This is a genomic window from Actinacidiphila sp. bgisy160 (assembly GCF_965342435.1).
GTDB lineage: Bacteria > Actinomycetota > Actinomycetes > Streptomycetales > Streptomycetaceae > Actinacidiphila.
This window is the reverse complement of the sequence record NZ_CBDRCM010000021.1, coordinates 70,923-96,508: the sequence shown is the minus strand read 5'-3', so window position 1 is coordinate 96,508 and position 25,586 is coordinate 70,923. Positions and strand designations below refer to the sequence as shown.

Sequence of the window (25,586 nt, the reverse complement as noted above, 5' to 3'; positions counted from 1 at the left end):
GGCCTCCGGAGGGAGGGCCTGCCGTGTTACTGGATGCCGGCGGCCGCGCAGGCCTTGGCGAACTCGGCCGTGCAGATCTCGGAGACGGAGTACAGCTTGTCCGCGATGACCGTGTCCTTGACGTTGGCCTTGGTCACCGACACCGGGGTCAGCAGCTGGGACGGGACCTTGTCACCGGAACCGCTGGTCAGCGTGGTGGTGGCGAGCGAGTCGATGGCCTTGCCCTCGACCAGGTTCACCGCGAGCTGGGCGGCGGCGTCGGCCTCGGGCTTGAACGCCTTGTAGACGGTGCTCGACTGGGTGCCCGCTATGATCCGCTGGATGCCCGCGAGTTCGGCGTCCTGACCGGTCAGCGGGATGCCGCTGATGCCGGCGCCCTTGAGGGCGGTGGCGATACCGCCGGCCATGCCGTCGTTGGCGGCGTAGACGCCCGCGATGTTCTTGGCCTTGAGCTGGGTGATGGCCGCCGTCATCTTCTGGTTGGCGACGGTGTCCTTCCACAGACCGCTCTGCTCGTAGGCGATCTTGACCTTGCCGTTGAGGACCTTGTGGGCGCCCGCCTTGAACATCGCGGCGTTCGGGTCGGCGTCGTCACCGTTGATCATGACGACGTTCGCCGACGGCTTGGCCTTGGCGCCGAGCGCGTCGAGGAGCGCCTGGCCCTGCAGCTCGCCGACCTTCTCGTTGTCGAAGGAGACGTACGCGGAGACCGGGCCCTGGGCGAGGCGGTCGTAGGCGACGACCTTGATGCCCTTGTCGACGGCGGCCTGGACGGAGGACTTGATGGCAGCGGCGTCCTGGGCGCTGATCACGATCACCTTGACACCCTTGGTGATCATGGTACTGACCTGCTGGGCCTGCTTGCCGGAGTCACCCGCGGCGTTCGCGTACTGGACGTCGCAGTCCGCGCACAGCTCCTTGACCTTGGCCTCGAACAGCGGCTTGTCGAACTTGTCGTAGCGAGCGGTGACGCTGTCGGGAAGCAGCAGGCCGATGGTCTTGCTCTTGCTGCCGGCGCTGCTGCCGCCGTCCGCCTTGTCATCGCCGGCCTTGCCGCACGCGGCGACGGAAAGGGCCATGGAGACGGCCGCGGTGCCGATCACGACGCGACGCATCATTGCGTTCATGTGGGGTTGCCTCCCTGACAGGGCCGCAAGAGACTGCGGCCGAGGTGAGCGTGAGTCAACTCGGCAACAGCCTTGACGTCAAGAAGTAAATACTTAACGAGATGGCAACGGTGCGTTTCGTTATCTAGATGAACGCAGAGTGATCCCTACGGCACAGCGACCGCTGCAGGAACGTTAGCATCCAAAAGGGTGGAATCCCCCACCTCGCTGAGGGCCAGGGCCAGGGCGCCCAGGACCTCGGCGCGGGCGCCCAGGGCCCCCGAGACGACCGAAAGACGGCGGGCCGCACTGGGGATCGCGTACCGCGCCACCGATTCCCTGATGGGCGCCAGGACCAGCTCCCCCGCCTCGGCGAGATCACCGCCGAGCACCACCCGGCTCGGGTTCAGAAGGTTGGCGAGGCTGGCGACGCCCATGCCGATGTGCCGGCCCACGTCCGCGATCACTCTACGGCAGCCGGGATCCCCTTCCCTGCCCAGTTGCACCATGCGCGCCAGGGTCAGGTCGGGGCCATGGCTGCCGCGCAGCAGGTCCAGCACATAACGGGCGGCGGTGAAGGTCTCCAGGCAGCCGCGGTTGCCGCAGCGGCAGACCGGGCCGGACTCGTCCAGCGTGATGTGGCCGATCTCACCCGCGGTGCCGCCGGGGCCGCGGTAGATGCGGCCGTCGATCACCAGCCCGGCGCCCACGCCGCTGGCCACCTTGATGTAGGCCAGGTCCTTCACGCCCCGTCCACTGCCCCAGACCAGCTCCCCGAGGGCGCCGAGGTTCGCGTCGTTGTCCACCTGGACCGGCATGCGCAGCCGCTCGGCGAGCTCCTGGCGCGGGTTGATGCCGCCCCACCCCGGCAGGATGGCGGTGGACCCCAGCGCGCCGGTCTCCACGTCGATCGGGCCCGGGACGCCGAGGCCGACGCCGATCACCTTGTCGGCGTCGATGCCGCTCGACTCGATCAGCCGCGCGACGAGCTGCTCGGCCCGGTCGAAGCCCTCGGAGGCCGAGGCGTCCACGTCGATCGGCTCGGACTGCTCGGCCAGTACCTGGTGGGCCAGGTTGCCCACCGCGACGCGCAGGTGGGAGTGCCCGAAGTCGACGCCCACGACGACGCCCGCGTCGCCGGACAGCGCCACCGCGCGGGCCCGGCGCCCTCCCGAGGAGGTGGGGGTGACCTGTACCGTCCCGTTGTCACGCAGTTCGCGGACGATGTTGGAGACCGTCGCGGCGGACAGCCCCGTCGTACGGGCGATCTCCGCTTGCGTCAGCGAACCCGCCAGCCGTACGGCCCGGACCACCCGCTCGAGGTTGGCCCGGTGCAGCGACGACTGGGATCCCGGAGTCTCCACGACCATTCCACTCCTGCCGAACCGGACGGGAGCCACGCCGATGAGACCCCGTCGTCTACAACATGTGAACTCTAAGCAAGCCTTTAGGCTCGCTTCCCGTCAAGGGGCAGAACCAGACCGCTGACGCAATGCCCGAAAAATCCAGAAGCGGCCCCGCGGGTGGCGGGACCGCTTCCGCTCAGCCGTCCGGACGACCGGGCGGCGGCCACGGTGAGTGTCCTTCCGATTACTTCAGGGTGCCGGCCGTCAGACCCGCCTGCACCTGACGCTGGAAGGAGAGGTAGACCACGAGCACCGGCAGCATCGCGATCGTCATGCCGGCGAAGAGCGCCGGGTAGTCGCCGGAGTACCCCTGCTGCTGGGCCAGGTTCACCAGGCCCTGGGCCAGCATCGAGCGGTCGGGGTCGCTGCTGGACTGCTGCTGCTGCAGGGTCATCGGCAGGATGTACTGGTTCCACTGGCCCAGCACGTTGAAGATTCCCACGCTGATCAGGCCCGGCTTCGCCATCGGCAGCATGACCTGGAAGAAGGCCCGGGAGTGGGAGCAACCGTCGATCATGGCCGCCTCGTGCACCGCCGTGGGCAGGGTCCTGAAGAAGGAGTGCATGAAGAAGACGGTGAAGGGCAGCGAGTAGGCGACGTACACCAGGATCAGGCCCTGGTAGGTGTTGAGCATGCCCAGGTTGCTGACCATGAAGAACAGCGGCACCAGGGCGAGGTACACCGGGAACATCGCGCCGCCGACGAACAGGTAGAAGATGATCCGGTTGCCGGGGAACTCGTAGCGCGCCAGCACGTACGCGGTCATCGACCCGAGCAGCATCGTCAGCGGCACCGAGAACACCAGCACGATCACCGTGTTCACGAAGAAGTCGCCGATGCCCTTCTCCCAGGCCCGGGAGAACGCGTCGAAGGACCAGTGCGAGGGCCAGGACCAGGCGCTCGCGCCGATCTCCGCATTGTTCTTGAAGGACCCCAGGATGATCCAGCCCAGGGGCAGCAGGATCATCACGCCCCACAGGAACAGGAAACCGTGGGAGAAGACGTTGAGCGTCGCGCCGCCTTCGGCGAAGCGTTCCCGGTCCGTCTTCCTGCTGCCGATCGTGGTGGGCTGCCCTTTGAGGACCGGAACCGGAGTGGGCTGCTTGATGGGAGTGGCCATGGGATGCGCTCCCCGCTCAGTACTCGATGCGATCGCGACGGGAGACCCGCAGCGCGACAGCGGAAAGGATCAGGGTGAGGAAGAGGATGACGACGCCCATGGCACAGGCGTAGCCGCTCTTTCCGAAGGTGAGGAAGTTACGCATCAGGTAGGTCGCCATGACCTCACCGTGATAGTCGGGGCCGCCGCCGAAATTCGATCCCGGGGTGAGGACCGAGGCCAGGGCGAAGAAGTCCATCGCGGCGATGGCGAGGTACACCCAGGCCGTCTGCACGCTGTCCCACAGGAGCGGGAGGGTCACCTTGAAGAAGGTCTGCAGGCGCCCGGCACCGTCCAGCAGGGCGGCCTCGTAGATGTCCTTCGGAACGGACTGCATGGCCGCCGAGAACAGCACCAGGTAGAAGCCGACACCGGCCCAGATCTGCACGCCGAGCAGACACCACATCACCAGGTTGGGACTGTTCAGCCATTCGATCGGGGCCTGCGGGTCCTCGAGGTGCAGTTTGATCAGGATGCCGTTCAGCAGGCCGCTTCCGTCACTGCGGTAGACCGCCTGGAAGAGCACGATGAGAATGGCGACGGAAAGCACCTGGGGGAAGAAGAAGATCACTTTGTAGAGGGCGGATCCGTGAACTCCCCGGACACCCGTGGTGCCACCGCGGCCGCCCACGTTGAGCATGAAGGCGAAGAAGAGCGCCAGCAGGATCGTGATCACCGGCAGGAACACCAGCAGCAGCACGTTGTGCTGGAGCGCCTGCAGGAAGACGTGGTCCCCGAAGAGCTTCGTGTAATTCTCCAGACCGACGAAGTGCATCTCCTGGGACTGCCCGGACCAGTCCGTCAGGGAATACCCGAACGTCTGGAGGTAGGGCCAGATCACGAAGACGACGTAGAGCACGACCGGAATGAAGAGGAATCCCGCGATGAACGGGTACTTGCGATAGCGCATGGCGCTGCTCCTGCCATCGGGTAGACCGTCGCACCGGGGCCCCGAACGCCCCCTGGTCCATCAGGGGGCACCGGGGCCCCGGTGCGCAAGGGCCGGTGGGAACGTTTAGCCCTTCTTGGCCTTCTCGGCCGCCGCCTTGACCCGCTTGAGCCAGTCGGCGGGCTTGATGCGCTTGGCCATCAGCTCGGCACTGGCGTTCTGCACGTCGGTGTCGAAGGCGCTCTGCGTGTTGATGTAGTTGTAGTTGAAGACGTTGCTGCCGGCCGCGCTGAGCGCGGTGACGGTGGACTTGGTGCCCGGGCGCAGCTGGACGTCGGAGCCGACGCCGTCCTTGAGCACGGTCAGCGAGTTGGCCGTCTGGGCGAACTGGCTGGAGGCTTCCTTGGTGAGCATGATCCGCAGGAACTCCAGGCCGCCGGCCTGGTTCTTGGCCTTCTTCGGGACGATGAAGGGCTCACCGGCGCCGGCCCGGATCGCCTCGAAGGGCAGCTTGTCGCCGTCCAGCGAGGGGATCGGCAGGAAGGTCATCTCGAAGTCCGATGGGGTGGCCTTCAGCTGCTCGTTCTCCAGCCACGAACCGCAGGGGATGAAGGCGGCCTTGCCCTCGTTCCAGGCGGTCTGCGACTCGATGTGGGTCATGCCGTTGGTGCCGGGGAGCAGGTAGCCCTTGTCGGCGATCTGGTAGACCGACTCGACGGCCACCTTCGCCGCGTCCTCGTCCCACACCGTCGGGTCGAGGCTGTCGATCCGCTTGACCAGCTCCGGACCGCCGTGCTTGGCGATCAGGTCCATGACCACGATGTTGATGTAGTACGGGTACTTGCCCTGGTGGCAGAAGGGGGCCATGCCCGACTTCTTGATCTCCGCGGACAGGGACATGAAGTCGGCCCAGGTCTTCGGCGCCGTCCAGCCCTTCTCCTTGAAGAGCTTGCCCGAGTACCACAGGCCCCAGACGGTGTAGATGTACGACAGCTGGTACATCTTGCCGTCGTCGAAGCTGCCGATCTCGATGGTGCCGGGCTGCAGGACGTCCCTGATCTTCTTGCTCGGGTCGTCGATGTAGGGTGCGTCGAGGAGCGGGGTGAGGTCGGTGAGCTGGCCGCTCTTGTAGAGCACGTCCAGCTTGATCTGCTGCGCGCCGGAGTCGTCGACGACGTCCGGCGGGTTGCCGGCGTTGAAGCGGGGCTGGAGCTTGCCGGTGATCTCCTGGGTGCCCAGGTGGCTGACCTTCGCCCCGGAGAACTTCTTCTGGTAGAGCTTCTCGAACGCCTTGGCGTAGTCGTCGCCGTAGCCGCCCTTGAAGATCACCACGTCCAGGGCGGCGTCGTTGGCCACGCCGAACGGGTTGTCCTTGGACTTCTCGCCCTTCTCGGGGGCCTTGTCGTTGCCGCTGCCGCTGGACGCACAGGCACTCAGCAGACCGGCGGCGGGAGCGGCCAACAGGCCCGCCGCTGCCGCCCGCTTGATCAGATCGCGCCGGTTGACGTCGGATCTCATGCTCAAGTCCTCACCTTCTCCAGGACCCATGCGGTGCGGAGTTGAATCTGTGCACGGGCCACGCACCCGTCGTTCCCCCCGCGCAAGCCCGCGTTCAGCGGGCCTCCTGGACGCCGACAGGTATAGTCCACTTCCCGCGAGGTGGGCAAGGTCATGCGCGCTTTTGACAGACAGCTTTCCCTAGTTGAGACCTCTCGGTAACGCGAACGGGCCCGCACCCCCGGCAGGGGTGCGGGCCCGTTCCTCGTGCCCGGCGGCCGTGATCCTTACTTGCGGATCAGGGAGCGCAGGACGTACTGCATGATGCCGCCGTTGCGGTAGTAGTCCGCCTCACCGGGGGTGTCGATCCGGACCACGGCGTCGAACTCGACGCCGCTGTCGGTCGTCACCTTGACGGTGCGCGGGGTGGTGCCGTCGTTGAGTTCGGTGATGCCGGAGAACGAGAAGGTCTCCTCACCGGTCAGGCCCAGCGAGTCCGCCGAGGCGCCCTCGGGGAACTGCAGCGGCAGCACGCCCATGCCGATCAGGTTGGAGCGGTGGATGCGCTCGTACGACTCGGCGATGACGGCCTTGACGCCCAGCAGCGCGGTGCCCTTCGCGGCCCAGTCGCGGGAGGAGCCGGAGCCGTACTCCTTGCCCGCCAGGACGACCAGCGGGATGCCGGCGGCCTGGTAGTTCTGCGACGCGTCGTAGATGAAGGAGACCGGGGCGTCCTGCTGCGTGAAGTCGCGGGTGTAGCCGCCCTCGGTGCCCGGCGCGATCTGGTTGCGCAGGCGGATGTTGGCGAAGGTGCCGCGGATCATGACCTCGTGGTTGCCGCGGCGGGAGCCGTAGGAGTTGAAGTCGCGGCGCTCCACACCGTGCTCGGTGAGGTACTTGCCGGCCGGGGTGTCGGCCTTGATGGCGCCGGCCGGGGAGATGTGGTCGGTGGTGACCGAGTCGCCCAGCTTCGCCAGCACGCGGGCACCGGTGATGTCGGAGACCGGGTCCGGCTCCATGGTCATGCCCTCGAAGTACGGGGGCTTGCGGACGTAGGTCGACTGCGGGTCCCACTCGAAGGTGTTGCCGGTCGGGATCGGCAGCGACTGCCACTGGGCGTCTCCGGCGAAGACGTCCTGGTAGGAGGCGCTGAACATGTCCTGGCCGATCGCGGATGCGACGACCTCGTTGACCTCCTGCTCGGAGGGCCAGATGTCCTGGAGGAAGACCGGCTTGCCGTCGGTGTCGGTGCCGATGGCGTCCTTGGTGATGTCCACCTTCATGGAGCCGGCGATGGCGTACGCGACGACCAGCGGCGGGGACGCCAGGTAGTTCATCTTGACGTCCGGGTTGATCCGGCCCTCGAAGTTGCGGTTGCCCGACAGCACCGAGGTCACGGCCAGGTCGTGCTCGTTGACGGCCTTGGAGACCTCGTCCGGCAGCGGGCCGGAGTTGCCGATACAGGTCGTGCAGCCGTACCCGACGAGGTTGAAGCCCATCTTGTCGAGGTACGGGGTGAGGCCGGCCCGGTCGTAGTAGTCCATGACGACCTTGGAGCCCGGGGCCAGGGTGGTCTTGACCCACGGCTTGCGGGTCAGGCCCTTCTCGACCGCCTTCTTGGCCACCAGGGCGGCGGCGACCATGACGTAGGGGTTCGAGGTGTTGGTGCAGGAGGTGATCGCGGCGACGGTGACGGCGCCGTGGTCGATCTCGTAGGTCGAACCGTCGGGCGCGGTGACCACGGTCGGGCGGGTCGGGACGCCGTTGGCGACGGCCGGGGCGTCGGAGGCCGGGAAGGACTCCTTGCCCGCCTCGTCGGCGTCGTCCACGTAGTTGCGCACGTCGGCCTTGAACTGCTCGGCGGCGCCTGCGAGGACGATGCGGTCCTGCGGGCGCTTCGGGCCGGCGATGGAGGGGACGACCGTGGAGAGATCGAGCTCCAGCTTCTCGGAGAAGTCCGGCTCGGCGGCCGGGTCCAGCCACAGGCCCTGCTCCTTGGCGTACGCCTCGACGAGCGCGAGCTGCTGCTCCGAACGGCCGGTCAGCTTCAGGTAGTTAATGGTCTCCGCATCGATCGGGAAGATCGCCGCGGTGGAGCCGAACTCCGGCGACATGTTGCCGATGGTGGCGCGGTTGGCGAGCGAGGTGGCCGCCACGCCCTCGCCGTAGAACTCGACGAACTTGCCGACGACACCGTGCTTGCGCAGCATCTCGGTGATGGTCAGCACGAGGTCGGTGGCGGTGGTGCCGGTCGGCAGCTCGCCGGTCAGCTTGAAGCCGACGACGCGCGGGATCAGCATGGAGACCGGCTGGCCGAGCATGGCGGCCTCGGCCTCGATGCCGCCGACGCCCCAGCCCAGGACACCGAGGCCGTTGACCATGGTGGTGTGCGAGTCGGTGCCGACGAGGGTGTCGGGGTACGCCTGGCCGCCCCGGACCATGACGGTGCGGGCCAGGTGCTCGATGTTCACCTGGTGGACGATGCCGGTGCCCGGCGGGACGACCTTGAACTCGTCGAACGCGGTCTGGCCCCAGCGCAGGAACTGGTAGCGCTCCTTGTTGCGGCCGTACTCCAGCTCCACGTTCTGCGCGAAGGAGTCCGGGGTGCCGAACTTGTCGGCGATGACCGAGTGGTCGATGACCAGCTCGGCCGGGGCCAGCGGATTGATGCGGGACGGGTCGCCGCCCAGCTCCTTGACGGCCTCGCGCATGGTGGCGAGGTCCACCACGCACGGCACACCGGTGAAGTCCTGCATGATCACGCGGGCCGGCGTGAACTGGATCTCCTGGCTCGGCTGGGCCTGCGAGTCCCAGTTGCCGAGCGCGCGGATGTGGTCGGCGGTGATGTTCGCGCCGTCCTCGGTGCGGAGCAGGTTCTCCAGCAGCACCTTCAGGCTGTAGGGAAGGCGCGCGGCGCCCTCGACCTTGTCCAGCCGGAAGATCTCGTACGACTCGTCGCCCACTTGCAGGGTGCTGCGGGCGTCGAAGCTGTTCGCCGACACGACAGTCTCCTTCGTAACTTTGCGCGTACCACCGCAATGCTGCCGCTTCGGCCCCTGGCCGATCCGCTAAGGTAAGGCTAAATAAGGTGAGCCTTACCTTCGACGGCAGCGGTGCGCCTCGGCAGATATCTCGATGTCGAGATAACTCTAATACATCACCGCTGCCGGGTCATGCGCTGGGCCGCACGTGTGCGGCGTCGCGCCCTCGCCGCCGCTACGGGCCCGCCGCTACAGGCCGTGCCGGCGGGCGCCCGTGGGGACCCGGGGGGCCCGGCGCGGCACCCGGCCCCACGACGCGCGCGCGAGCCTGCACTGGCCGCGGCAGGGGAGGACCCGTACCCGCTCGCAGCCTGCGGACCAGGGGATTCCGCGCCGCCGGCCCAAGGCTCGGCCCCTGCGCGACCCCCAACGAGCGCCGAGGCCGGGCCGACCGCGCCAGGGCGGGGACGGGCCGCCCCGCACGCTCGCGCGGCACCCGGCCCCACCACGAGCGCGCGGGGCACGCGCAGCCGTGGGGACGAGGGAGCTGCCCCGGCTTGCCGCCGGGGCAGGGAGGGCGCGGGCCGATGCCCGCCGCCGGCGCGGACGACCGCACGCGGCCCGGGGACGCCAGGCGGTCTTCGGGGGCGGCTCAGCCGTCACGCCTGCGGGAGCATCAGCGTGTTGAGCTCGCCCCAGGGGATGCCGCCCGCGACGGCTGCGTATGTGCCGGTGGCGAGCAGTTCGCGGGCGGCGCGGTCGACGAGGGCGTAGGCGGCCTCGGCGACCGCGCTGCCGAGGCTGACCCGCGCGGCGCCGGCGGCGGCCAGTACGGACACGGGCGGCGCACCGGGACCGGCGAGGATGCCGACGGGGGCGTCGATGCCGGCGGCCAGGGCGCCGACGACGGCCGGGTCGGTCACGCCGGGCACGAAGATGCCGTCGGCGCCCGCCGCGAGGTAGCGGGCGGCACGTTCCAGGGTCTCCCCCAGGTCGCCGGCGCCGCGCAGGAAGGTGTCGGTGCGGGCGTGGACGAACAGCGGCACCCCGGCCTCGTCGGCGGCACGGCGGGCGGCGGCGATGCGGGCGGCCTGGTCGTCCACGTCGCGCAGCGGGGCCGGGCCGCCGTCGTGGGAGTCCTCGATGTTGATGCCGACCGCACCCGCGGTGAGCACCGCCCGCACCGTCTCCGCCACGCCCTCGGGGTCGGCCGCGTAGCCGCCCTCGACGTCGGCGCTGACGGGGACGGAGACGGCCGCGGCGACCCGTGCGGTCAGCTCCAGCGCGAGGCCGCGGTCGACGTGGTCGCCGTCCGCGGTGCCCAGGGTCCAGGAGACCCCGGAACTGGTGGTGGCGACGGCGGCGGCCCCGGCGCGCTCGGCGAGGCGGGCACTGGCGGCGTCCCAGGCGTTGGCGAGCAGCAGCGGGCGGCCGGGGACGTGGAGGGAGCGGAGGAGTCCGGCCTTGGCCTTGAGTTCGTTGATCACGGACCGCAGTCCATCACCGGCCGGGAGCCGGATCCGGCGGATTTCCGACACCTACGTCCCGGGCCGCCCCCGCTCACATCCATGTCGGATTCTCGCTAGCCCCGGCCCGCGCGGCCCACGGATGCTGGGGGATGTGCATGAGGACTTCGAGCGCTGCGTGCGCGCCGTGCAGTCGAAGGACTCCCGTTTCGACGGGTGGTTCTTCACCGCGGTGCTGACCACCCGCATCTACTGCCGGCCCGGCTGCCCCGCGGTGCCGCCGAAGCCGGAGAACATGAGCTTCTACCCGAGCGCGGCCGCCGCCCAGCAGGCAGGCTTCCGCGCCTGCAAGCGCTGCCGTCCCGACGCCGCACCCGGTTCCCCGCAGTGGAACGAGCGGGCGGACCTGGTGGCCCGTGCCATGCGCCTGATCGCTGACGGGGTCGTCGACCGGGACGGCGTGCCCGGGCTCGCGGCACGTCTGGGCTACAGCACACGGCAGGTCGAACGGCAGCTGCGGGCCGAGCTCGGCGCCGGGCCGCTCGCCCTGGCCCGGGCGCAGCGGGCGCAGACGGCCCGCCTGCTGATCGAGACCTCGGCGCTGCCCATGGCCGACGTCGCCTTCGCCGCCGGGTTCAGCAGCATCCGCACCTTCAACGACACCGTGCGCGAGGTCTTCGCGCTCACCCCGAGCGAGCTGCGCGCGCGGGCGGCCCGGGGGCGGCGCTCCGTCCCCGCCCCCGACGTGTCGGGCTCCCTGGCGCTGCGGCTGCCCTTCCGGGCGCCGCTGTGCCCCGGCAACCTCTTCGGGCACCTGGCCGCGACCGCCGTGCCGGGCGTGGAGGAGTGGCGCGAGGGCGCCTACCGCCGCACGCTGCGGCTGCCCCACGGCCACGGAATCGTGGCCCTGCGGCCCGAGCCCGACCACGTCGCCTGCCGGCTCTCCCTCACCGACTGGCGGGACCTGTCGCACGCCATCAGCCGCTGCCGCCGGCTGCTCGACCTGGACGCCGACCCGGTCGCCGTCGACGCGCTGCTCCGCGAGGACCCGCTGCTCGCCCCGTACGTGGACAAGGACCCGGGGCGCCGGGTGCCGCGCACGGTGGACGGGGCGGAGTTCGCGGTGCGCGTGGTCCTCGGGCAGCAGGTGTCCACGGCGGCGGCACGCACGCTTGCCGGCCGGCTGGTGACGGCGCACGGCGAGCCCGTCGCCGACCCCGGGGGCGGGCTGACCCACCTGTTCCCCTCGCCGTGGGCGCTGACGGGCCTGGACCCGCAGTCCCTGGCCATGCCGCGCACCCGGCGGGACACCCTGCGGGCCCTGGTCGCCGCGCTCACCGAAGGGGGCCTCGACCTGGACGTCGGCAGTGACTGGGAGAAGGCACGGCGGCAGCTGGCGGCACTGCCGGGTTTCGGCCCGTGGTCGGTCGAGGCGGTCGCGATGCGGGCGCTCGGCGACCCGGACGCCTTCCCCGCCACCGATTTGGGTGTACGGCTGGCCGCGGAAAAACTGGGCCTCCCGGCCACCCCCGCCGCCCTCGTCCGGCGGGCCGCCGCCTGGCGGCCGTGGCGCGCGTACGCCGTGCAGCACCTGTGGGCCACCGGCGACCACCCCATCAACGTCCTGCCCGCCGACCGAGCCTGAGGAACGATCATGTCCCTTCGCACACGCGCGCTGACCGACAGCCCGGTCGGGCCGCTGACCCTGGTCGCGGCCGACGGCGTCCTGTCCGGTCTCTACATGACCGAGCAGCGCCACCGGCCCCCGGAGGAGTCCTTCGGGGCGCGGCGCGACCCGGACGAGTCCCCGTTCGCGCGGGCCGCCGAACAGCTGGGGGCCTGCTTCACGGGCGGGTTGACGGCTTTCGACCTCCCGCTCGACCTGCGCGGCGCCCCCTTCCAGCAGCGCGTCTGGGCGGGTCTGCGGGCCATCCCGTACGGCACGGTCATGACGTACGGTCAGCTGACGGACAAGCTCGGCAGCCCCGGTGCCTCACGCGCCGTCGGGCTCGCAGGCGGGCGGAACCCGGTCGGCATCATCGTGCCCTGTCACCGGGTGGTCGGGGCCTCCGGCGACCTCACCGGATACGGGGGCGGGCTGGAGCGCAAGCGGTACCTCCTGGACCTCGAACTCGGGTTGACATCTCATATGTGAGATAGTCTCTCCCCATGGGAGACGACTACCTCGCACGCATCGGCAAGCTCATCCGTGACGCCCGCCAGCACCGGGGGTGGACCCAGTCGCAGCTGGCGGAGGCGCTCGGGACCAGCCAGAGCGCGGTGAACCGCATTGAACGCGGGAACCAGAACATCAGCCTTGAGATGATCGCCCGCATCGGGGAAGCGCTCGACAGCGAGATCGTCTCCCTCGGCTACGCGGGGCCCATGCACCTGCGCGTCGTCGGTGGCCGCCGGCTCTCCGGCTCCATCGACGTCAAGACCAGCAAGAACGCGTGCGTGGCGCTGCTGTGCGCCACGCTGCTGAACTCCGGGCGGACCACCCTGCGCCGCGTCGCGCGGATCGAGGAGGTCTACCGCATCCTGGAGGTGCTCAGCAGCATCGGCGTGCGGACCCGCTGGATCAACGACGGCAACGACCTGGAGATCGTCCCGCCCGCGCGGCTGGATCTGGACGCCATGGACACCGACGCCGCCCGCCGCACCCGCAGCGTGATCATGTTCCTCGGCCCCCTGATGCACCGCACCGACCGCTTCCGCATCCCGTACGCGGGCGGCTGCGACCTCGGCACCCGTACCGTCCAGCCGCACATGACCGCCCTGCGGCACTTCGGGCTGGACGTGACCGCCACCAGCGGGATGTACCACGCCCGGGTCGCCCCCTCGGTGGCCCCGCGGCGGCCCATCGTGCTGACCGAGCGCGGCGACACCGTGACCGAGAACGCGCTCCTGGCGGCCGCCCGGCACGACGGGGTGACCGTCATCCGCAACGCCAGTTCGAACTACATGGTCCAGGACCTGTGCTTCTTCCTGGAGGAGCTGGGCGTCCGGGTGGACGGCATCGGCACCACCACGCTGACCGTGCACGGCGTCACGGAGATCGACCGGGACGTGGACTACGCGCCCTCCGAGGACCCGGTGGAGGCCATGAGCCTGCTGGCCGCGGCCGTGGTCACCGAGTCCGAGCTGACCATCCGCCGGGTGCCGGTGGAGTTCCTGGAGATCGAGCTGGCGGTCCTGGAGGAGATGGGGCTGGACCACGAGCGCTCGGCCGAGTACCCCGCCGACAACGGCCGCACCCGGCTGATCGACCTCACCGTGCGCCCCTCGAAGCTGCGCTCCCCCATCGACAAGATCCACCCCATGCCCTTCCCGGGCCTCAACATCGACAACGTGCCGTTCTTCGCGGCCATCGCCGCAACCGCCCAGGGTTCGACCCTCATCCACGACTGGGTCTACGACAACCGCGCCATCTACCTCACCGAACTGACCCGGCTCGGCGCCAACGTCAAACTGCTGGACCCGCACCGGGTGCTGGTCGAGGGCCCGACCCGCTGGCGCACCGCCGAGATGATGTGCCCGCCGGCCCTGCGGCCCGCCGTGGTGACCCTGCTGGCGATGCTCGCCGCCGAGGGCACCTCGGTGCTGCGGAACGTCTACGTCATCAACCGCGGCTACGAGGAGCTGGCCGAGCGGCTCAACTCCATCGGGGCGCAGATCGAGACGTTCCGCGACATCTGACCCGTCCCGCCCCTCCTGGCCGGGAAACCGGCTACTCCCCCGCAAGGCGGCCGTGATAATCATGCTCCGGGCCGCGGATCATGGCCCTCGGGGGAGGAACGGCCAGGCCAGGAGGGGGTCTTCATGGTGGCGGTCCGACGTGGTCCCGCAGGCGGGACGGTGGACGGTGGCGCGCGACGCGGCTCGGCGTTCTCACTGAGGCGGTGGGCGCCGCGCCCGTCGCCCCGGCTCGACCCGGCTCGGGGAAACCCCGGGCTCGCGACGCTGCGCGCGTCCGCCGCCGCGGCGGACTGGCCCGCGATACGGGAGCGGCTGTCGGCGGTGACCGACGACCGTGAGCGCAGCTGGCTCGTGGCGAACGTCGTGGACGTCGACGGCTGGGAGCGCTGGATGCCCGGCGTCGTCGCGGCCGAGCCCGGCTCCGGGCTCGCCCAGCTGGTGGCGGGCGCCCGCCAGGTGACCTGGGCCTGGGAGGCCAGGACCGGACTGCGCGCCCAGCACGTCTCGCGTGAGCAGTTCCAGGTGTTCCACGAACGCCTGGAGGTGGCCGAGGACCTGCTGTACCGGGCCGCGGAGCTCGAACCCGGGTGGGCCTGCCCCTGGTACTTCCTGCAGATGAGCGGACGGGGGCTGCAGGTCGGCCCGGACATCGCCCGGCTGCGCTTCGAGGCCGCCGTACGGCGCTCCCCGCTGCACCTGGGGGCGCACCAGCAGCAGTTGCAGCAGGTGTGCCGCAAGTGGGGCGGCTCGCACGAGGAGATGCACGCCTTCGCCCGGGAGTCCATGCTCGCCGCCCCCGAGGGCAGCGACCTGGGGGTGCTCGTCGCCATCGCGCACCTCGAGCACTGGGGCGACCTCGACCACGGCGACGACACGGCGTACATGCTGCGCCTGCAGGTGGAGAAGGAACTGCACGAGGCCGCGGACCGCTCCTACCGCAACGCGGGGTACCGGGACGCCCTCGACCCGGTCGCGACGCTCAACGTCTTCGCCATGGCCTTCGCGCTGGCCGGCGAGAAGAAGGCGGCCGCCGAGGCCTTCGCCGCCACCGGTGGCCTCGTCACCGAGTTCCCGTGGCAGTACCTCAACGGCAACGACCCGGCCGCGGCCTACCGCGCCCTGCGGTCCCGCTCGGGGCGTCCCTGACCGTCCCGCACCCCGTTCCCCGTCCGCGCACCGCCCGGAAGGCCCCTTCGGTGTCCCAGTCCCCGTCAGCGCACACGTTCCAGGTCGACCTGCGCGGCCTGGTCGACCTGCTCTCCCACCACCTCTACTCCAGCCCCCGCGTCTACCTTCGGGAGCTGCTGCAGAACGCCGTCGACGCGATCAGCGCCCGGCAGGCGGTCCAGCCGGGCGCACCGGCCAGGATCACCGTGCGGACCGGTGACACGCTCAGCGTCACCGACACCGGTGTCGGGCTGAGCGAGGCCGACGTGCACACCTTCCTCGCCACCATCGGGCGCAGCTCCAAGCGCGCCGCCGACGGGGAGATCGAGGCCGCCCGCGGCGACTTCATCGGCCAGTTCGGCATCGGGCTGCTGGCCTGCTTCGTGGTTGCCGACGAGATCACGGTCGTCAGCCGCTCGGCCATCGCCCCCGGCGCCCCCGCCGTCGAATGGCGCGGACGCTCCGACGGCAGCTACACCATCCGCACGCTTCCCGCCGACGCGCTGCCCGAGCCCGGCACGCGCGTGACGCTGACCCCGCGCGCGGACGCCCGCGAGTGGACGGAGCCAGACCGGGTGGCGTCGCTGGCCCGGCACTACGGCAGCCTGCTGCGGCACGAGGTCACCGTGGCCGACCCGCGCGGCGGGACCACCCGGATCAACGAGACCCCGCCGTGGGAGCGCCGCCACGGCTCCCCGCTGGCCCGCGCCGAGGCGCTCTCCGAGCACTGCCGCGCGACGTTCGGCTTCACCCCGCTCGACACCATCGACCTCGACCTGCCCGTCGCCGGGCTGCGCGGCGTGGCCTACGTGCTGCCGACCGCCGTCAACCCGTCGGAGCGGGCCGGGCACCGGGTGCACCTGAAGGGCATGCTGCTCTCGGACCGGGCCGCCGAACTCCTCCCGGAGTGGGCGTTCTTCGTCCGCTGCGTCGTGGACGTCACCAGCCTGCGCCCGACGGCCTCCCGCGAGGCGCTGTACGAGGACGAGACGCTGGCGGCCGTCCGCGACGCCCTCGGCGCCCGCATCCGCGACTGGCTGACCGGGCTCGCCGCCAGCGACCCGGTGCTCCTTCAGCGCTTCATCGACAGTCACCATCTCGCCGTCAAGGCGCTGGCCCGCTACGACGACGCGCTGCTGCGGATGCTGCTGCCATGGCTGCCCTTCGAGACCACGGACGGCAACGTCACGCTGGAGGAGTTCGCCCGCGCCCACCCCACGGTGCTGGTCACCCGCAGCGTCGACGAGTTCCGGCAGGTCGCCCCGATCGCGGCGGCGGCCGGCCTCGGCGTCGTCAACGGCGGCTACACCTACGACCGGGACCTGGTGCACCGGCTGCCGGAGATCCGTCCCGGCACCACGGTCACCGACCTGGACCCGGCCACCGTCACCGCGCACCTCGACCCCGTCGACTCGGCCGCCGAACTCGCCGCCGGCTCCTTCCTCGCGGTCGCCCGCGAGGTCGTCGGCCAGTACGACTGCGACGTGGTGCTGCGCGCCTTCCAGCCGGTCACCGCACCCGCGCTGCTCCTGGACAACCGCGAGGCACGCCACGAGCGCACCCGGGCGGGCCTCGCGGAGAGCAGCGACGGGCTGTGGGCGGACATCCTCGGCTCGCTGCGCACGCAGGCGCCGCGGGCCCAGCTCGTCCTCAACCACCTCAACCCGCTGGTGCGCCGGGCCGCCACCGTCACCGAGCGCGGGCTGGCCCTCACCACGGCCGAGGCCCTGTACGGGCAGGCGCTGCTGCTCACCCGGCGGCCGCTGAAGTCCTCGGAGAGCGCGCTGCTCAACCGGGCCTTCATCGGCCTGCTCACCCACGCCATGCACGACCAGGACACCCCCGGGTCCGGGCCGGACGCCAAGGAGCACTGATGCTGGACACCCCCGAGGCCGTGTTCGAGGCGCTCCGCGAGAACAACGAGCGCCCCTACGGAACGCCCCGCGCCGTGATCGCCGAGGAACTGGCCGAGGCGGCCGAGCAGTTCGAGGAGAAGGACGTCCTGGTGACGGCACTGCTCGAACTCATGTCGGCGTACGAGTACGCCGCCGAGCACCGCAAGTCGCCGGTCGTCTTCGCCCGGATCCTGAAGCTGTGGGAGGAGGTGCCGGACTCCTTCAGCGAGTGGGAGGCCCGCCAGGTGCTGTGGCGCCACAAGTGGGTGACGACCTCCCTGCTCCAGGTGCCGGACGTCCCGCTGGCGACGGTCCACGCCTGGGTCGGCCAGATGGGCGAGCGCTACCGCGCGGCCGGTGAGGGACTGCAGCCGGTGGCGGCCATGCGGCACCGGATCGCCGCCCACACCGGCGCGGACCGCGGGACGGCCTGGGACCTGTGGGTCACCCGGCGCCGGGAACAGCTCAGCGACTGCCTGGCCTGCGAGACCCGGCACCAGGGGCTGCACCATCTCGCGGCGGGCGACGACGAGCGGGCCCTGCGGACCTGGGAGCCGGTCCTGAGCGGCCTCCAGAGTTGCGAGGAGGAGCCCTGGGTCACCCAGGCCCACGCCCTGCTGCCGTTGCTGCGCCTCGGCCGCACCGACGAGGCCCGCTCCCACCACCTGACCGGTTACCGGCACGTCCGGGGGCGCGTCGGCATGGCCGAGGAGACCGGACTGCACGTGGAGTTCTGCGCGCTGTCCGGCAACGAGGGCCGGGCGCTGGAGATCCTCGCCGAGAACCGCGCCCTGTTCGACACCACGGGCGCGCCGCTGTCGCTGCTCGGTTTCCTAACCGGCGTCCAGGTCCTCACCCGGCGCCTGGTCGACGAAGGGTACGACACGACCCCCGTCGCCGGACCACTGGGGCGCGCCTGGACGGCGAAGGAGCTGCTGGACCACGTGCGCGAGGAGGGCGACGCCCTGGCGGCGGCGTTCGACCGGCGCAACGGCACCGGCGCGGTCGGCGAGCGCCGCCGGGCCCGGCTCGAGCGGCGCCCGCCGCTCGCCGAGCCGTTGCGGCTCGGTCTGCGTACCGCGGCCGTGCCCGCCCCGGCGGCCGGACCCGTGGTGGCGGGACCGCCCGTGGCCGCGCCCGCGCGGGAGGTGCCCGAGGACTTCGTCGAACTGGTGGAGAAGGCCCGCGAGATGGGGGACGCGGGCCGACCCGGCGACGAGGAGCTGTGGCGCCGCGTCGCCGAGCGCGCCGGGGCCGAGGGCCATGTCCACGACCCCCGGCTGGGCCCGGAGGAGCGGCTGCGGGGCGAACTGGCCGAGCACCGCGCCTTCACGGCCATGGAGGACGAGGACCGGGCCGCGGCCAGGGCCGCGCTGGCCGAGGCACGGGAGCTGTTCGCCCTGGCCGGCATGCCCGAGCGCGTGCTGACCTCCCGAGCCCGGCTGGCCTCGGTGGGCGTGGAGCCCGGCCCGGAGGCCGCCGAGGGCCGGGCGGAGCTGGACGCGGTGCTGACCGAGGCCCGCGCCCTGCTGGACGAGGGCTCCGCCGGGGTCGTGCGCGCCTACTTCGTCGTACTGCAGTGCCGTGCCTTCCTGGCACACACCGAGGCGGCGGCCGCGCTGCCCGACGTCCCCACGGAGCTGCGCGAGCGCTTCGACGCCGCCGTGGCCGAGGCCGTCGCCGAGTCGGAGCGGCTCGGCGCCCCTGAGCGCATGGTCAACACCCGTGTGTACGCGGCGGATCTCGCGGCGCGCTCGGGGGACCTGGACCGGGCCGAGCAGGAGTTGCGGAGTGTGCTGCGGATCGTGGAGGCGGCGGGGACGCCCTGGCGGGCCACGCGCCCGCGGGGGTTGCTCGGCCAGGTGCTGCTGCAGCAGCACCGCCCTCAGGAGGCCATGGAGCAGTTCCACGGCGCGCTCGCCTCGGCCGGCGCCCACGGCGACACGGCGTTCCCGGTGGCGCGCACCCACGCGCTGCTCGGCCACGCCGCCGGCCACGCGGGCGACCTGAGCGCCGCCGTACGTCACCTGTCCGACGCGGCGGCGCGGCTGGATCGCGAGGGCGACGCCCCCGGCGCCGCCGAGCTGCGGGTGGAGCTGGCGGACGTGCTCGCCCGCGCCGACCGCCAGGCGGACGCCGTCGCCGTGCTGGAGTCGCTGGTCCACGACGAGGCCGCGGCCGGCATGGACGAACGCGCCCTCGCCCAGGCCCGGCTGCTGCTGGCACGGGGCCTGCGGGACCTGGAGGAGCACCGCGCGAGCGCCGAGCAGTTCCTGCTGCTGGCCGACGCCGTCGAGCCGTGGGAAGAGCAGTTCACACACACGCTCGTCGCCTCGGAGGCCGCCGTCGCCCTGCTGACGGCCGGCCGCGAGGAGGCGGCGCGCTCCGCGTACGGCCGGGCCGTCGCCTCGCACGCCAAGGGGCCCAACCCGCACGCCGTCGCGGAGATGATGCGGGACTTCGCGGGGTACGTCGTGTCGGCCGAGGGCGCCGGGGGCCTGGACAGGGCCCTGGGCCATCTGCGCGAGGCCGACGAGGTGCTGGCGGCCGTGCCCGCGGACGACGAGGACATCGCCCTCTGGTACGAGACCGGCGCCACGCACTACCAGCGCGGCCGGGCTTACGCCGGCGCCGAGCGCTTCCCCGAGGCGCTCGCCGAGCTGGAGCGGGCCATCGCCGCCCACGAGGAGGGCGGGCCCCGGGGCGAGGCGCCGCGCGCCGAAGCCGTCCGGATCGCCGCCCTGGTCGAGGCGAACGGCCTGGACCGGCCGGAAGCGGCGCTGGCGCGGCTCGGTCCCGCGATCAACCGGTGCCGGGCGGCGGGGCTCGACCAGGCGGCCGCGATCCTCTCCCGGGTCAGGGACGAGGTGTCGTCCCGCCGCCGGGGCTGACACCCGTGGTACGAACGTGCCGACCGCCCTCGGCGCCCGTTCCCCGCGGATCCGGGGCACGAGGTGTCGATCCGGGCGGTCGCCCTTCGTGCAGAGGGGTGGAACGCCGGCGAAGGGCCGGCCCGGACCGCGAGGACGACCGACATGAAGCACTACCTGCTCAGCGTGTACCAGCCCGGGGGAACCCCGCCACCGCCCGAGGTCCTCGCCCGGATCATGGCGGACCTCGACGTCCTCAACCAGGACATGAAGGAGGCCGGGGCCTGGGTCTTCGGCGCGGGCCTGAACGCCCCGGACACGGCCACCGTGCTGCGGGCGCAGGGCGACGAGGTGCTCGTCACCGACGGACCGTTCGCGCAGAGCGAGGAGTACCTCGGCGGCTTCACGATCGTGAAGGCGGCCGACCTCGACGCCGCGCTGGAGTGGGGCAGCAGGCTGTCCCGGGTGACCACGCTGCCCATCGAGGTCCGGCCCTTCGCGCACGAGGTCGAGGACTGACGGGCGGCGTGCCGGAGCCGCCGCGAAGCGTCGCGGACATCCTGACGGCTGCCCACCGCCCCGGGCGGCCCTCGCCGCCCACCGCCCCGGCGATCGCGGCCGTCAGACCCGGACGCCGGCCGGGGCCGCTCGTCAGGGGCCGCTCGTCAGGGGCGGCGGGACGGCGGCCACTGCCGACGTGCCGGGCCATGCCCCGCACCCTGGGTACCTCCTGACGCCCGCCCGCTCAGGTGAGCACGGCGAGGCCGTCGAGTTCGACCAAGGCCTCCTCGTCCCACAGGCGGGTGATGCCGATGACCGCCATCGCCGGGTAGTCGCGGCCGGCCAGGGCGCGCCAGATGCGGCCGAGTTCGGGCGCGTGTTCGCGGTAGGCGGCGACGTCGGTGGTGTGGACGGTGAGGCGTGCGAGGTCGGCGGGGGTGCCACCGGCCGCCTGGAGGGCGGTGAGCAGGTTGATCAGCGCGTGCTCGAACTGGGCGGGGAGCGTGTCCCCGACGACCTTGCCCGCGGAGTCCAGCGCGGTCTGACCCGCGAGGAGGACGAGGGTCCGGCCGGTGGCGGTGACGGCGTGGCTGAAGCCGGTCGGCGGGGAGAGCTCCGGCGGGTTGATCCGGTTGAGGGTCATGCGAACAGCTCCTTGGCGATGATCGACCGCTGGACTTCGGTGGCCCCTTCGTAGATACGCGGTGCGCGCACCTCGCGGTAGAGGTGCTCCAGGAGGTGGCCGCGCTCCAGCGCGCGGGCCCCGTGGATCTGGACGGCGGCGTCGACGGCGTACTGGGCGGTCTCGGTGGCGAAGAGCTTGGCCATGGCGGAGCTGCGGGCGGTGCCGGACGAACCGGAGTCGTAGGCCTCGGCGGCGGCGTAGACCAGCAGGCGCGCGGCCTCGGTGCGGGTGGCCATCTCGGCGAGGGTATGGGCGACGGCCTGGAGCTCCTTCAAGGGCGCGCCGAAAGCAGTGCGGGAGGCGGCGTGTGCGGTGGCCGCGTCGAGCGCGGCCTGCGCCATGCCGACGGCGAACGCACCGACGCTGGGCCGGAAGCGGTTGAGGGTGGTCATGGCGACCCGGAAGCCCCGGTCGACCTCGCCTATCACGTCCTGCTCCCCGACCGGTACGGCGTCGAAGCGCAGCCGCCCGATGGGGTGGGGGGAGAGCATGTCGAGGTGTTCGCCAGTGAGCCCCGGGCGGTCGGCCGGGACCGCGAAAGCGGTGACGCCGCGAGCCCCGGCGCCAGGGGTGGTCCGGGCGAAGACGGTGTAGACGTCGGCCTCGGGGGCGTTGGAGATCCAGCACTTCTCGCCGGTGAGCCGCCAGCCGCCCTCCGGCGCGGGTTCCGCGGCCAGTTCGAGGGCGGCGGCGTCGGAGCCGGCGCCGGGCTCGGTGAGCGCGAAGGCCGCGACGGCCTCCCCGGAGACGATCCGCGGGATCCAGCGGGCGGCCAGTTCCGGGGAGTCCAGCAGCGGATGGGCGCCCAGCCCCTGGAGGGCGAGCGCTGTCTCGGCCTCGGTGCACTCGCGGGCCAGGGACTCCCGCAGCAGGCACAGCTCCAGGGCGGTGCCGGGGAAGAGGCGGGACAGCAGGCCGAGTTCGCCGAGGGCGGCGAGCAGGGGCCGGTTGACCCGCCCGGGTTCGCCGGACCCCGCCAGCGGGCGAAGCCGTTCGGCGGCCCAATCACGGACCTGCGCACACCACTTGAGCTGTTCCGGGTCGAGCGCGAACGATGCCACGCGGCACCTCCCGTATCGCGTACCGTTGACTGCCGTCACAAACACGTTACGCTGAATCCGTCCGCAACCAGGGGCCAACGAGGGGCGAACCCGCCATGGACCTGCTGCCGTCAGCACACGTGGACACTTTCCCGCGGGACAACCTCCCGCCGCGTGACCAGTGGCCCGTCCTGACCCAAGACCTCCCCGAGCTGGCCTATCCCGGCCGGCTCAACTGCGGCACCGAGCTCCTCGCCGCCGGCCTGCCCGAGGCGCCCTGCCTGCGGATGCCGGGCGGTGAGGTCTGGTCGTACGCGGACCTGCGCGCCGCCTCCGACCGCATCGCGCACGTGCTGACCGAGGACCTCGGGGTGGTGCCCGGCAACCGCGTGCTGCTGCGTGGTCCCACCACGCCGTGGCTGGTGGCGTGCTGGTTCGCCGTCATGAAGGCGGGCGCGGTGGCAGTGACCGTGCTCGCGGCGCACCGCCCGCACGAACTGGCGACGATCTGCGAGATCGCCGCCGTCCGGCACGCGTTGTGCGACATCCGCGCGCTCGACGACCTCGCCAAGTGCGAGGCGCCGGGACTGCGCATCGCCACGTACGGCGGTGAGGCGCCGGACGACCTGCTGCGGCTCGCGGCCGGCCGGCCGGGCTCCTTCGCCGCCGTGGAGACCTCGTCCGACGACGTCGCGCTGATCGCCTTCACCTCCGGGACGACCGGGCGGCCCAAGGGCTGCATGCACTTCCACCGGGACGTGCTGGCGATCGCCGACACCTTCTCCGCGCACATACTGCGACCCACCGCAGAGGACGTGTTCGCCGGCAGCCCGCCGCTGGGGTTCACCTTCGGGCTGGGCGGCCTGGTCGTCTTCCCGCTGCGCGTGGGGGCGTCGGCGCTGCTGCTGGAGCAGGCCGGTCCCGAGCAGCTCGCCCGCGCGGTCGCGGAGCACGGGGTGACCGTGCTGTTCACCGCGCCCACCGCCTACCGGGCGATACTCGCCTCGCACGGCTCGCGCGACCTGTCCTCGCTGCGGCGCTGCGTGTCCGCGGGCGAGAACCTGCCCGAGGCCACCTGGCACGCCTGGTACGAGTCGACGGGGCTGCGGATCATCAACGGCATAGGGGCCACGGAGCTGCTGCACATCTTCATCTCGGCCGCCGACGGCATGATCCGGCCGGGTACCACGGGCCTGCCGGTGCCGGGCTACCAGGCCAGGGTCGTCGACCCCGCGACGCTGTCCCCCGTCCCGGACGGCGAACCGGGACTGCTCGCGGTGCGCGGCCCGACGGGCTGCCGCTATCTGGCGGACGAGCGGCAGCGGGAGTACGTGCGGGGCGGCTGGAACATCACCGGCGACACGTACGTGCGCGAGCCGGACGGCTACTTCCGCTACGTGGCCCGCGCCGACGACATGATCATCTCGTCCGGGTACAACATCGCGGGCCCCGAGGTCGAGGAGGCGCTGCTGCGCCACCCCGACGTACGGGAGGCCGCGGTCATCGGGGTGCCGGACGACCAGCGCGGCCAGATCGTCCGGGCATTCGTCGTACTGCGGGACGGCCCGCCGCGCGACGAGCACACGGTCGAGGCGCTGCGCGCCTTCACCCGGGAGGAGATCGCCGGCTACAAGTGCCCGCGCGAGATCGTCTTCCTCGACGCCCTGCCCCGCACGCCCACCGGGAAACTGCAGCGCTTCCGGCTGCGCGACCTACAGTGATCGCGTGACCGAGCACACCCCCAGTTCGCTGATCCTGACCTTCTTCGGCGCCTACGGCCGGGCCGACGCCTGGGACGGGCGGATACCCGTCGCCGGGCTGATCCGGCTGATGGGCGCGGTGGACGTGGACCCACAGTCGGTGCGCTCGGCGGTCTCCCGGCTCAAGCGCCGCGGCCTGCTGGAGCCGGACCGCGTCGACGGCGCCGCGGGCTACGCCCTGTCCGAGGACGCCCGCCAGCTGCTCGCCGACGGCGACCGGCGCATCTACGGTCACCCGGCCGGCGGAGCGGGGGACCAGGAGTGGGTGCTCGCGGTCTTCTCCGTCCCGGAGAGCGAGCGCCACAAGCGGCACCTGCTCCGCTCCCGCCTGGCCCGCCTGGGCTTCGGCACCGCCGCGCCGGGCGTGTGGATCGCGCCCGCCCGCCTCCACGAGGAGGCCCTGCACACCCTGCGCCGGCTCGGCCTCGACCGTTACGTGGACCTCTTCACCGGCACCCACCTCGGCTTCGAGCCGACGGCCACGGCCGTGCGCCGCTGGTGGGACCTCGACGCCGTCGCCAAGCGCCACCACGCCTTCCTCGACGCCCACCAGCCGGTCCTGCGCTCCTGGGGCGCCCGGGCGGCGACCCCGCCGCAGGAGGCCTTCGCGGACTACCTGCGCGCCCTCGATTCCTGGCGCCGCCTCCCCTACGCCGACCCGGGCCTGCCGCCCGCCCTCCTCCCTCCCGACTGGCCCGGCGGCCGCGCGGCAGCGGTCTTCGAGGGCCTGCACGCGCGGCTGCACGACGCGGGAGCGGAGTTCGCGCGGTCAGCCGATCGCATGACGTGACCGGCCCCCGCGGTTGATCGTTGGCAGGACGCACGCCCACGCCGCCCGGCGGGGCATAACCTGACCACGTCGGAGCGGAACCATGACGATCGAGGAGGTACGCGAGATGGCACTGCCCGCGACCGAACGCTCGGGCTCCGGCGGCGACGCGGTGCTCGCCGCCTTCCTCGACCTCACGGTCCCCGAGGGGTACCGCGCCGAGCTGATCGAGGGGGAGATCGTCGTGACCCCGCCGCCCGACGGAGACCACGAGGACGCGGTCGGCGAGCTGCTGTGGCAGATCGCCAGGAAGTCCGCCACAGAGCTGTACGGCGTGGGGACGAAGGGGCTGATCACCCCGCTCGGCCGATTCGTCCCCGACGCGTCCGTCGCCCCCCGCGGCTTCTTCCGCGGTCTCGACGCGTGGGCGGACCCGGACGGCGTGGTCATGACCGTCGAAGTGACGTCGATCCGGCCCGACAAGGACCGCGGCCCGAAGCGACGCGGCTACGCTGCTGCCGGCATCCCCTTCTACCTGCTGGTGGACCGCACCGAGGGCACCGTGACCCTGTACAGCGAGCCGGACGCCGAGGACTACCGCCAGGACGTCCGGGTGCTGTTCGGCAAGGAGCTCGAGCTCCCCGAGCCCTTCGCGTTCGCCCTCGACACCTCCCTCTTCGGCTGACCCGGAGCCGG

General features: G+C 71.9%; 19 protein-coding genes. 10 read left to right on the top strand and 9 right to left on the bottom strand.

Features of this window, described 5'->3' with window-relative positions:
* Positions 1-26: 26 nt before the first annotated feature.
* The 7 genes from ACRWNP_RS18660 to ACRWNP_RS18630 form a co-directional block, all read right to left on the bottom strand.
* Complete coding sequence (locus tag ACRWNP_RS18660; RefSeq protein ID WP_431962699.1) at positions 27-1,127, bottom strand: sugar ABC transporter substrate-binding protein; 1,101 nt, start codon at positions 1,125-1,127, stop codon at positions 27-29.
* A gap of 146 nt (positions 1,128-1,273) precedes the next feature.
* Positions 1,274-2,470: an ROK family transcriptional regulator gene (locus ACRWNP_RS18655; protein WP_431962697.1), complete on the bottom strand. Its 1,197-nt coding sequence runs from the start codon at positions 2,468-2,470 to the stop codon at positions 1,274-1,276.
* A gap of 226 nt (positions 2,471-2,696) precedes the next feature.
* Positions 2,697-3,632: a carbohydrate ABC transporter permease gene (locus ACRWNP_RS18650; protein WP_431962695.1), complete on the bottom strand. Its 936-nt coding sequence runs from the start codon at positions 3,630-3,632 to the stop codon at positions 2,697-2,699.
* Positions 3,633-3,648: 16 nt separating this feature from the next.
* Positions 3,649-4,581 (bottom strand): carbohydrate ABC transporter permease, encoded by a 933-nt coding sequence (locus tag ACRWNP_RS18645; protein ID WP_431962693.1) that lies wholly within the window; start codon positions 4,579-4,581, stop codon positions 3,649-3,651.
* Positions 4,582-4,686: 105 nt separating this feature from the next.
* Entirely contained in the window at positions 4,687-6,078 is a 1,392-nt protein-coding gene (ngcE, locus tag ACRWNP_RS18640) for an N-acetylglucosamine/diacetylchitobiose ABC transporter substrate-binding protein (RefSeq protein ID WP_431962731.1), read from the bottom strand.
* A 266-nt stretch (positions 6,079-6,344) separates the two neighbouring features.
* Positions 6,345-9,059, bottom strand: a complete 2,715-nt coding sequence (gene acnA, locus ACRWNP_RS18635; protein WP_431962691.1) for an aconitate hydratase AcnA — start codon at positions 9,057-9,059, stop codon at positions 6,345-6,347.
* Between the two features lie 638 nt (positions 9,060-9,697).
* Entirely contained in the window at positions 9,698-10,525 is an 828-nt protein-coding gene (locus ACRWNP_RS18630; protein ID WP_431962689.1) for an isocitrate lyase/PEP mutase family protein, read from the bottom strand.
* Positions 10,526-10,658: 133 nt separating this feature from the next.
* On the opposite strand from ACRWNP_RS18630, the gene ACRWNP_RS18625 reads away from it, so the two are divergent.
* The 7 genes from ACRWNP_RS18625 (at position 10,659) to ACRWNP_RS18595 (ending at position 20,654) form a co-directional block, all read left to right on the top strand.
* Entirely contained in the window at positions 10,659-12,149 is a 1,491-nt protein-coding gene (locus tag ACRWNP_RS18625; RefSeq protein ID WP_431962687.1) for an AlkA N-terminal domain-containing protein, read from the top strand.
* Positions 12,150-12,158: 9 nt separating this feature from the next.
* Entirely contained in the window at positions 12,159-12,659 is a 501-nt protein-coding gene (locus ACRWNP_RS18620; RefSeq protein WP_431962685.1) for a methylated-DNA--[protein]-cysteine S-methyltransferase, read from the top strand.
* Positions 12,660-12,673: 14 nt separating this feature from the next.
* Positions 12,674-14,203, top strand: a complete 1,530-nt coding sequence (locus tag ACRWNP_RS18615; protein WP_431962683.1) for a helix-turn-helix domain-containing protein — start codon at positions 12,674-12,676, stop codon at positions 14,201-14,203.
* 321 nt (positions 14,204-14,524) lie between these two features.
* On the top strand, positions 14,525-15,349 hold the full coding sequence (locus ACRWNP_RS18610) for a hypothetical protein (protein ID WP_431962681.1): 825 nt from the start codon (positions 14,525-14,527) through the stop codon (positions 15,347-15,349).
* A 50-nt stretch (positions 15,350-15,399) separates the two neighbouring features.
* Entirely contained in the window at positions 15,400-17,244 is a 1,845-nt protein-coding gene (locus ACRWNP_RS18605) for an HSP90 family protein (protein WP_431962679.1), read from the top strand.
* Entirely contained in the window at positions 17,244-20,156 is a 2,913-nt protein-coding gene (locus ACRWNP_RS18600) for a hypothetical protein (protein WP_431962678.1), read from the top strand. The genes ACRWNP_RS18605 and ACRWNP_RS18600 overlap by 1 nt, the downstream gene beginning before the upstream one ends.
* Before the next feature lie 144 nt (positions 20,157-20,300).
* Complete coding sequence (locus tag ACRWNP_RS18595) at positions 20,301-20,654, top strand: YciI family protein (RefSeq protein WP_431962676.1); 354 nt, start codon at positions 20,301-20,303, stop codon at positions 20,652-20,654.
* A gap of 226 nt (positions 20,655-20,880) precedes the next feature.
* Here the strand turns inward: ACRWNP_RS18595 and ACRWNP_RS18590 are convergent, their stop codons facing one another.
* Positions 20,881-21,279 carry a RidA family protein gene (locus tag ACRWNP_RS18590; protein ID WP_431962674.1) on the bottom strand — a complete coding sequence of 133 codons (399 nt, stop codon included), beginning with the start codon at positions 21,277-21,279 and terminating at the stop codon, positions 20,881-20,883.
* The gene (locus tag ACRWNP_RS18585; protein WP_431962672.1) at positions 21,276-22,382 is read right to left on the bottom strand and encodes an acyl-CoA dehydrogenase family protein; all 1,107 of its coding nucleotides are present in this window, start codon (positions 22,380-22,382) and stop codon (positions 21,276-21,278) included. The genes ACRWNP_RS18590 and ACRWNP_RS18585 overlap by 4 nt, the downstream gene beginning before the upstream one ends.
* A 95-nt stretch (positions 22,383-22,477) precedes the next feature.
* Here ACRWNP_RS18585 and ACRWNP_RS18580 point away from each other — a divergent pair, with 95 nt between their 5' ends.
* The 3 genes from ACRWNP_RS18580 to ACRWNP_RS18570 all read left to right on the top strand — a co-directional run bounded on the left by ACRWNP_RS18580 (position 22,478) and on the right by ACRWNP_RS18570 (position 25,575).
* Positions 22,478-24,082, top strand: a complete 1,605-nt coding sequence (locus ACRWNP_RS18580) for an AMP-binding protein (protein ID WP_431962670.1) — start codon at positions 22,478-22,480, stop codon at positions 24,080-24,082.
* Positions 24,083-24,086: 4 nt separating this feature from the next.
* Positions 24,087-24,911 (top strand): PaaX family transcriptional regulator, encoded by an 825-nt coding sequence (locus tag ACRWNP_RS18575; RefSeq protein WP_431962668.1) that lies wholly within the window; start codon positions 24,087-24,089, stop codon positions 24,909-24,911.
* Positions 24,912-24,993: 82 nt separating this feature from the next.
* Positions 24,994-25,575 carry a Uma2 family endonuclease gene (locus tag ACRWNP_RS18570; protein WP_431962666.1) on the top strand — a complete coding sequence of 194 codons (582 nt, stop codon included), beginning with the start codon at positions 24,994-24,996 and terminating at the stop codon, positions 25,573-25,575.
* Positions 25,576-25,586: the final 11 nt, after the last annotated feature.

Coding starts and splice junctions, on each gene's coding strand:
- ACRWNP_RS18660 (WP_431962699.1), bottom strand. CDS start 1,127: ATGAACGCAATGATGCGTCGCGTCGTGATCGGCACCGCGGCCGTCTCC.
- ACRWNP_RS18650 (WP_431962695.1), bottom strand. CDS start 3,632: ATGGCCACTCCCATCAAGCAGCCCACTCCGGTTCCGGTCCTCAAAGGG.
- ACRWNP_RS18645 (WP_431962693.1), bottom strand. CDS start 4,581: ATGCGCTATCGCAAGTACCCGTTCATCGCGGGATTCCTCTTCATTCCG.
- ngcE (WP_431962731.1), bottom strand. CDS start 6,078: ATGAGATCCGACGTCAACCGGCGCGATCTGATCAAGCGGGCGGCAGCG.
- ACRWNP_RS18620 (WP_431962685.1), top strand. CDS start 12,159: ATGTCCCTTCGCACACGCGCGCTGACCGACAGCCCGGTCGGGCCGCTG.
- ACRWNP_RS18615 (WP_431962683.1), top strand. CDS start 12,674: ATGGGAGACGACTACCTCGCACGCATCGGCAAGCTCATCCGTGACGCC.
- ACRWNP_RS18600 (WP_431962678.1), top strand. CDS start 17,244: ATGCTGGACACCCCCGAGGCCGTGTTCGAGGCGCTCCGCGAGAACAAC.
- ACRWNP_RS18595 (WP_431962676.1), top strand. CDS start 20,301: ATGAAGCACTACCTGCTCAGCGTGTACCAGCCCGGGGGAACCCCGCCA.
- ACRWNP_RS18590 (WP_431962674.1), bottom strand. CDS start 21,279: ATGACCCTCAACCGGATCAACCCGCCGGAGCTCTCCCCGCCGACCGGC.
- ACRWNP_RS18580 (WP_431962670.1), top strand. CDS start 22,478: ATGGACCTGCTGCCGTCAGCACACGTGGACACTTTCCCGCGGGACAAC.
- ACRWNP_RS18570 (WP_431962666.1), top strand. CDS start 24,994: ATGACGATCGAGGAGGTACGCGAGATGGCACTGCCCGCGACCGAACGC.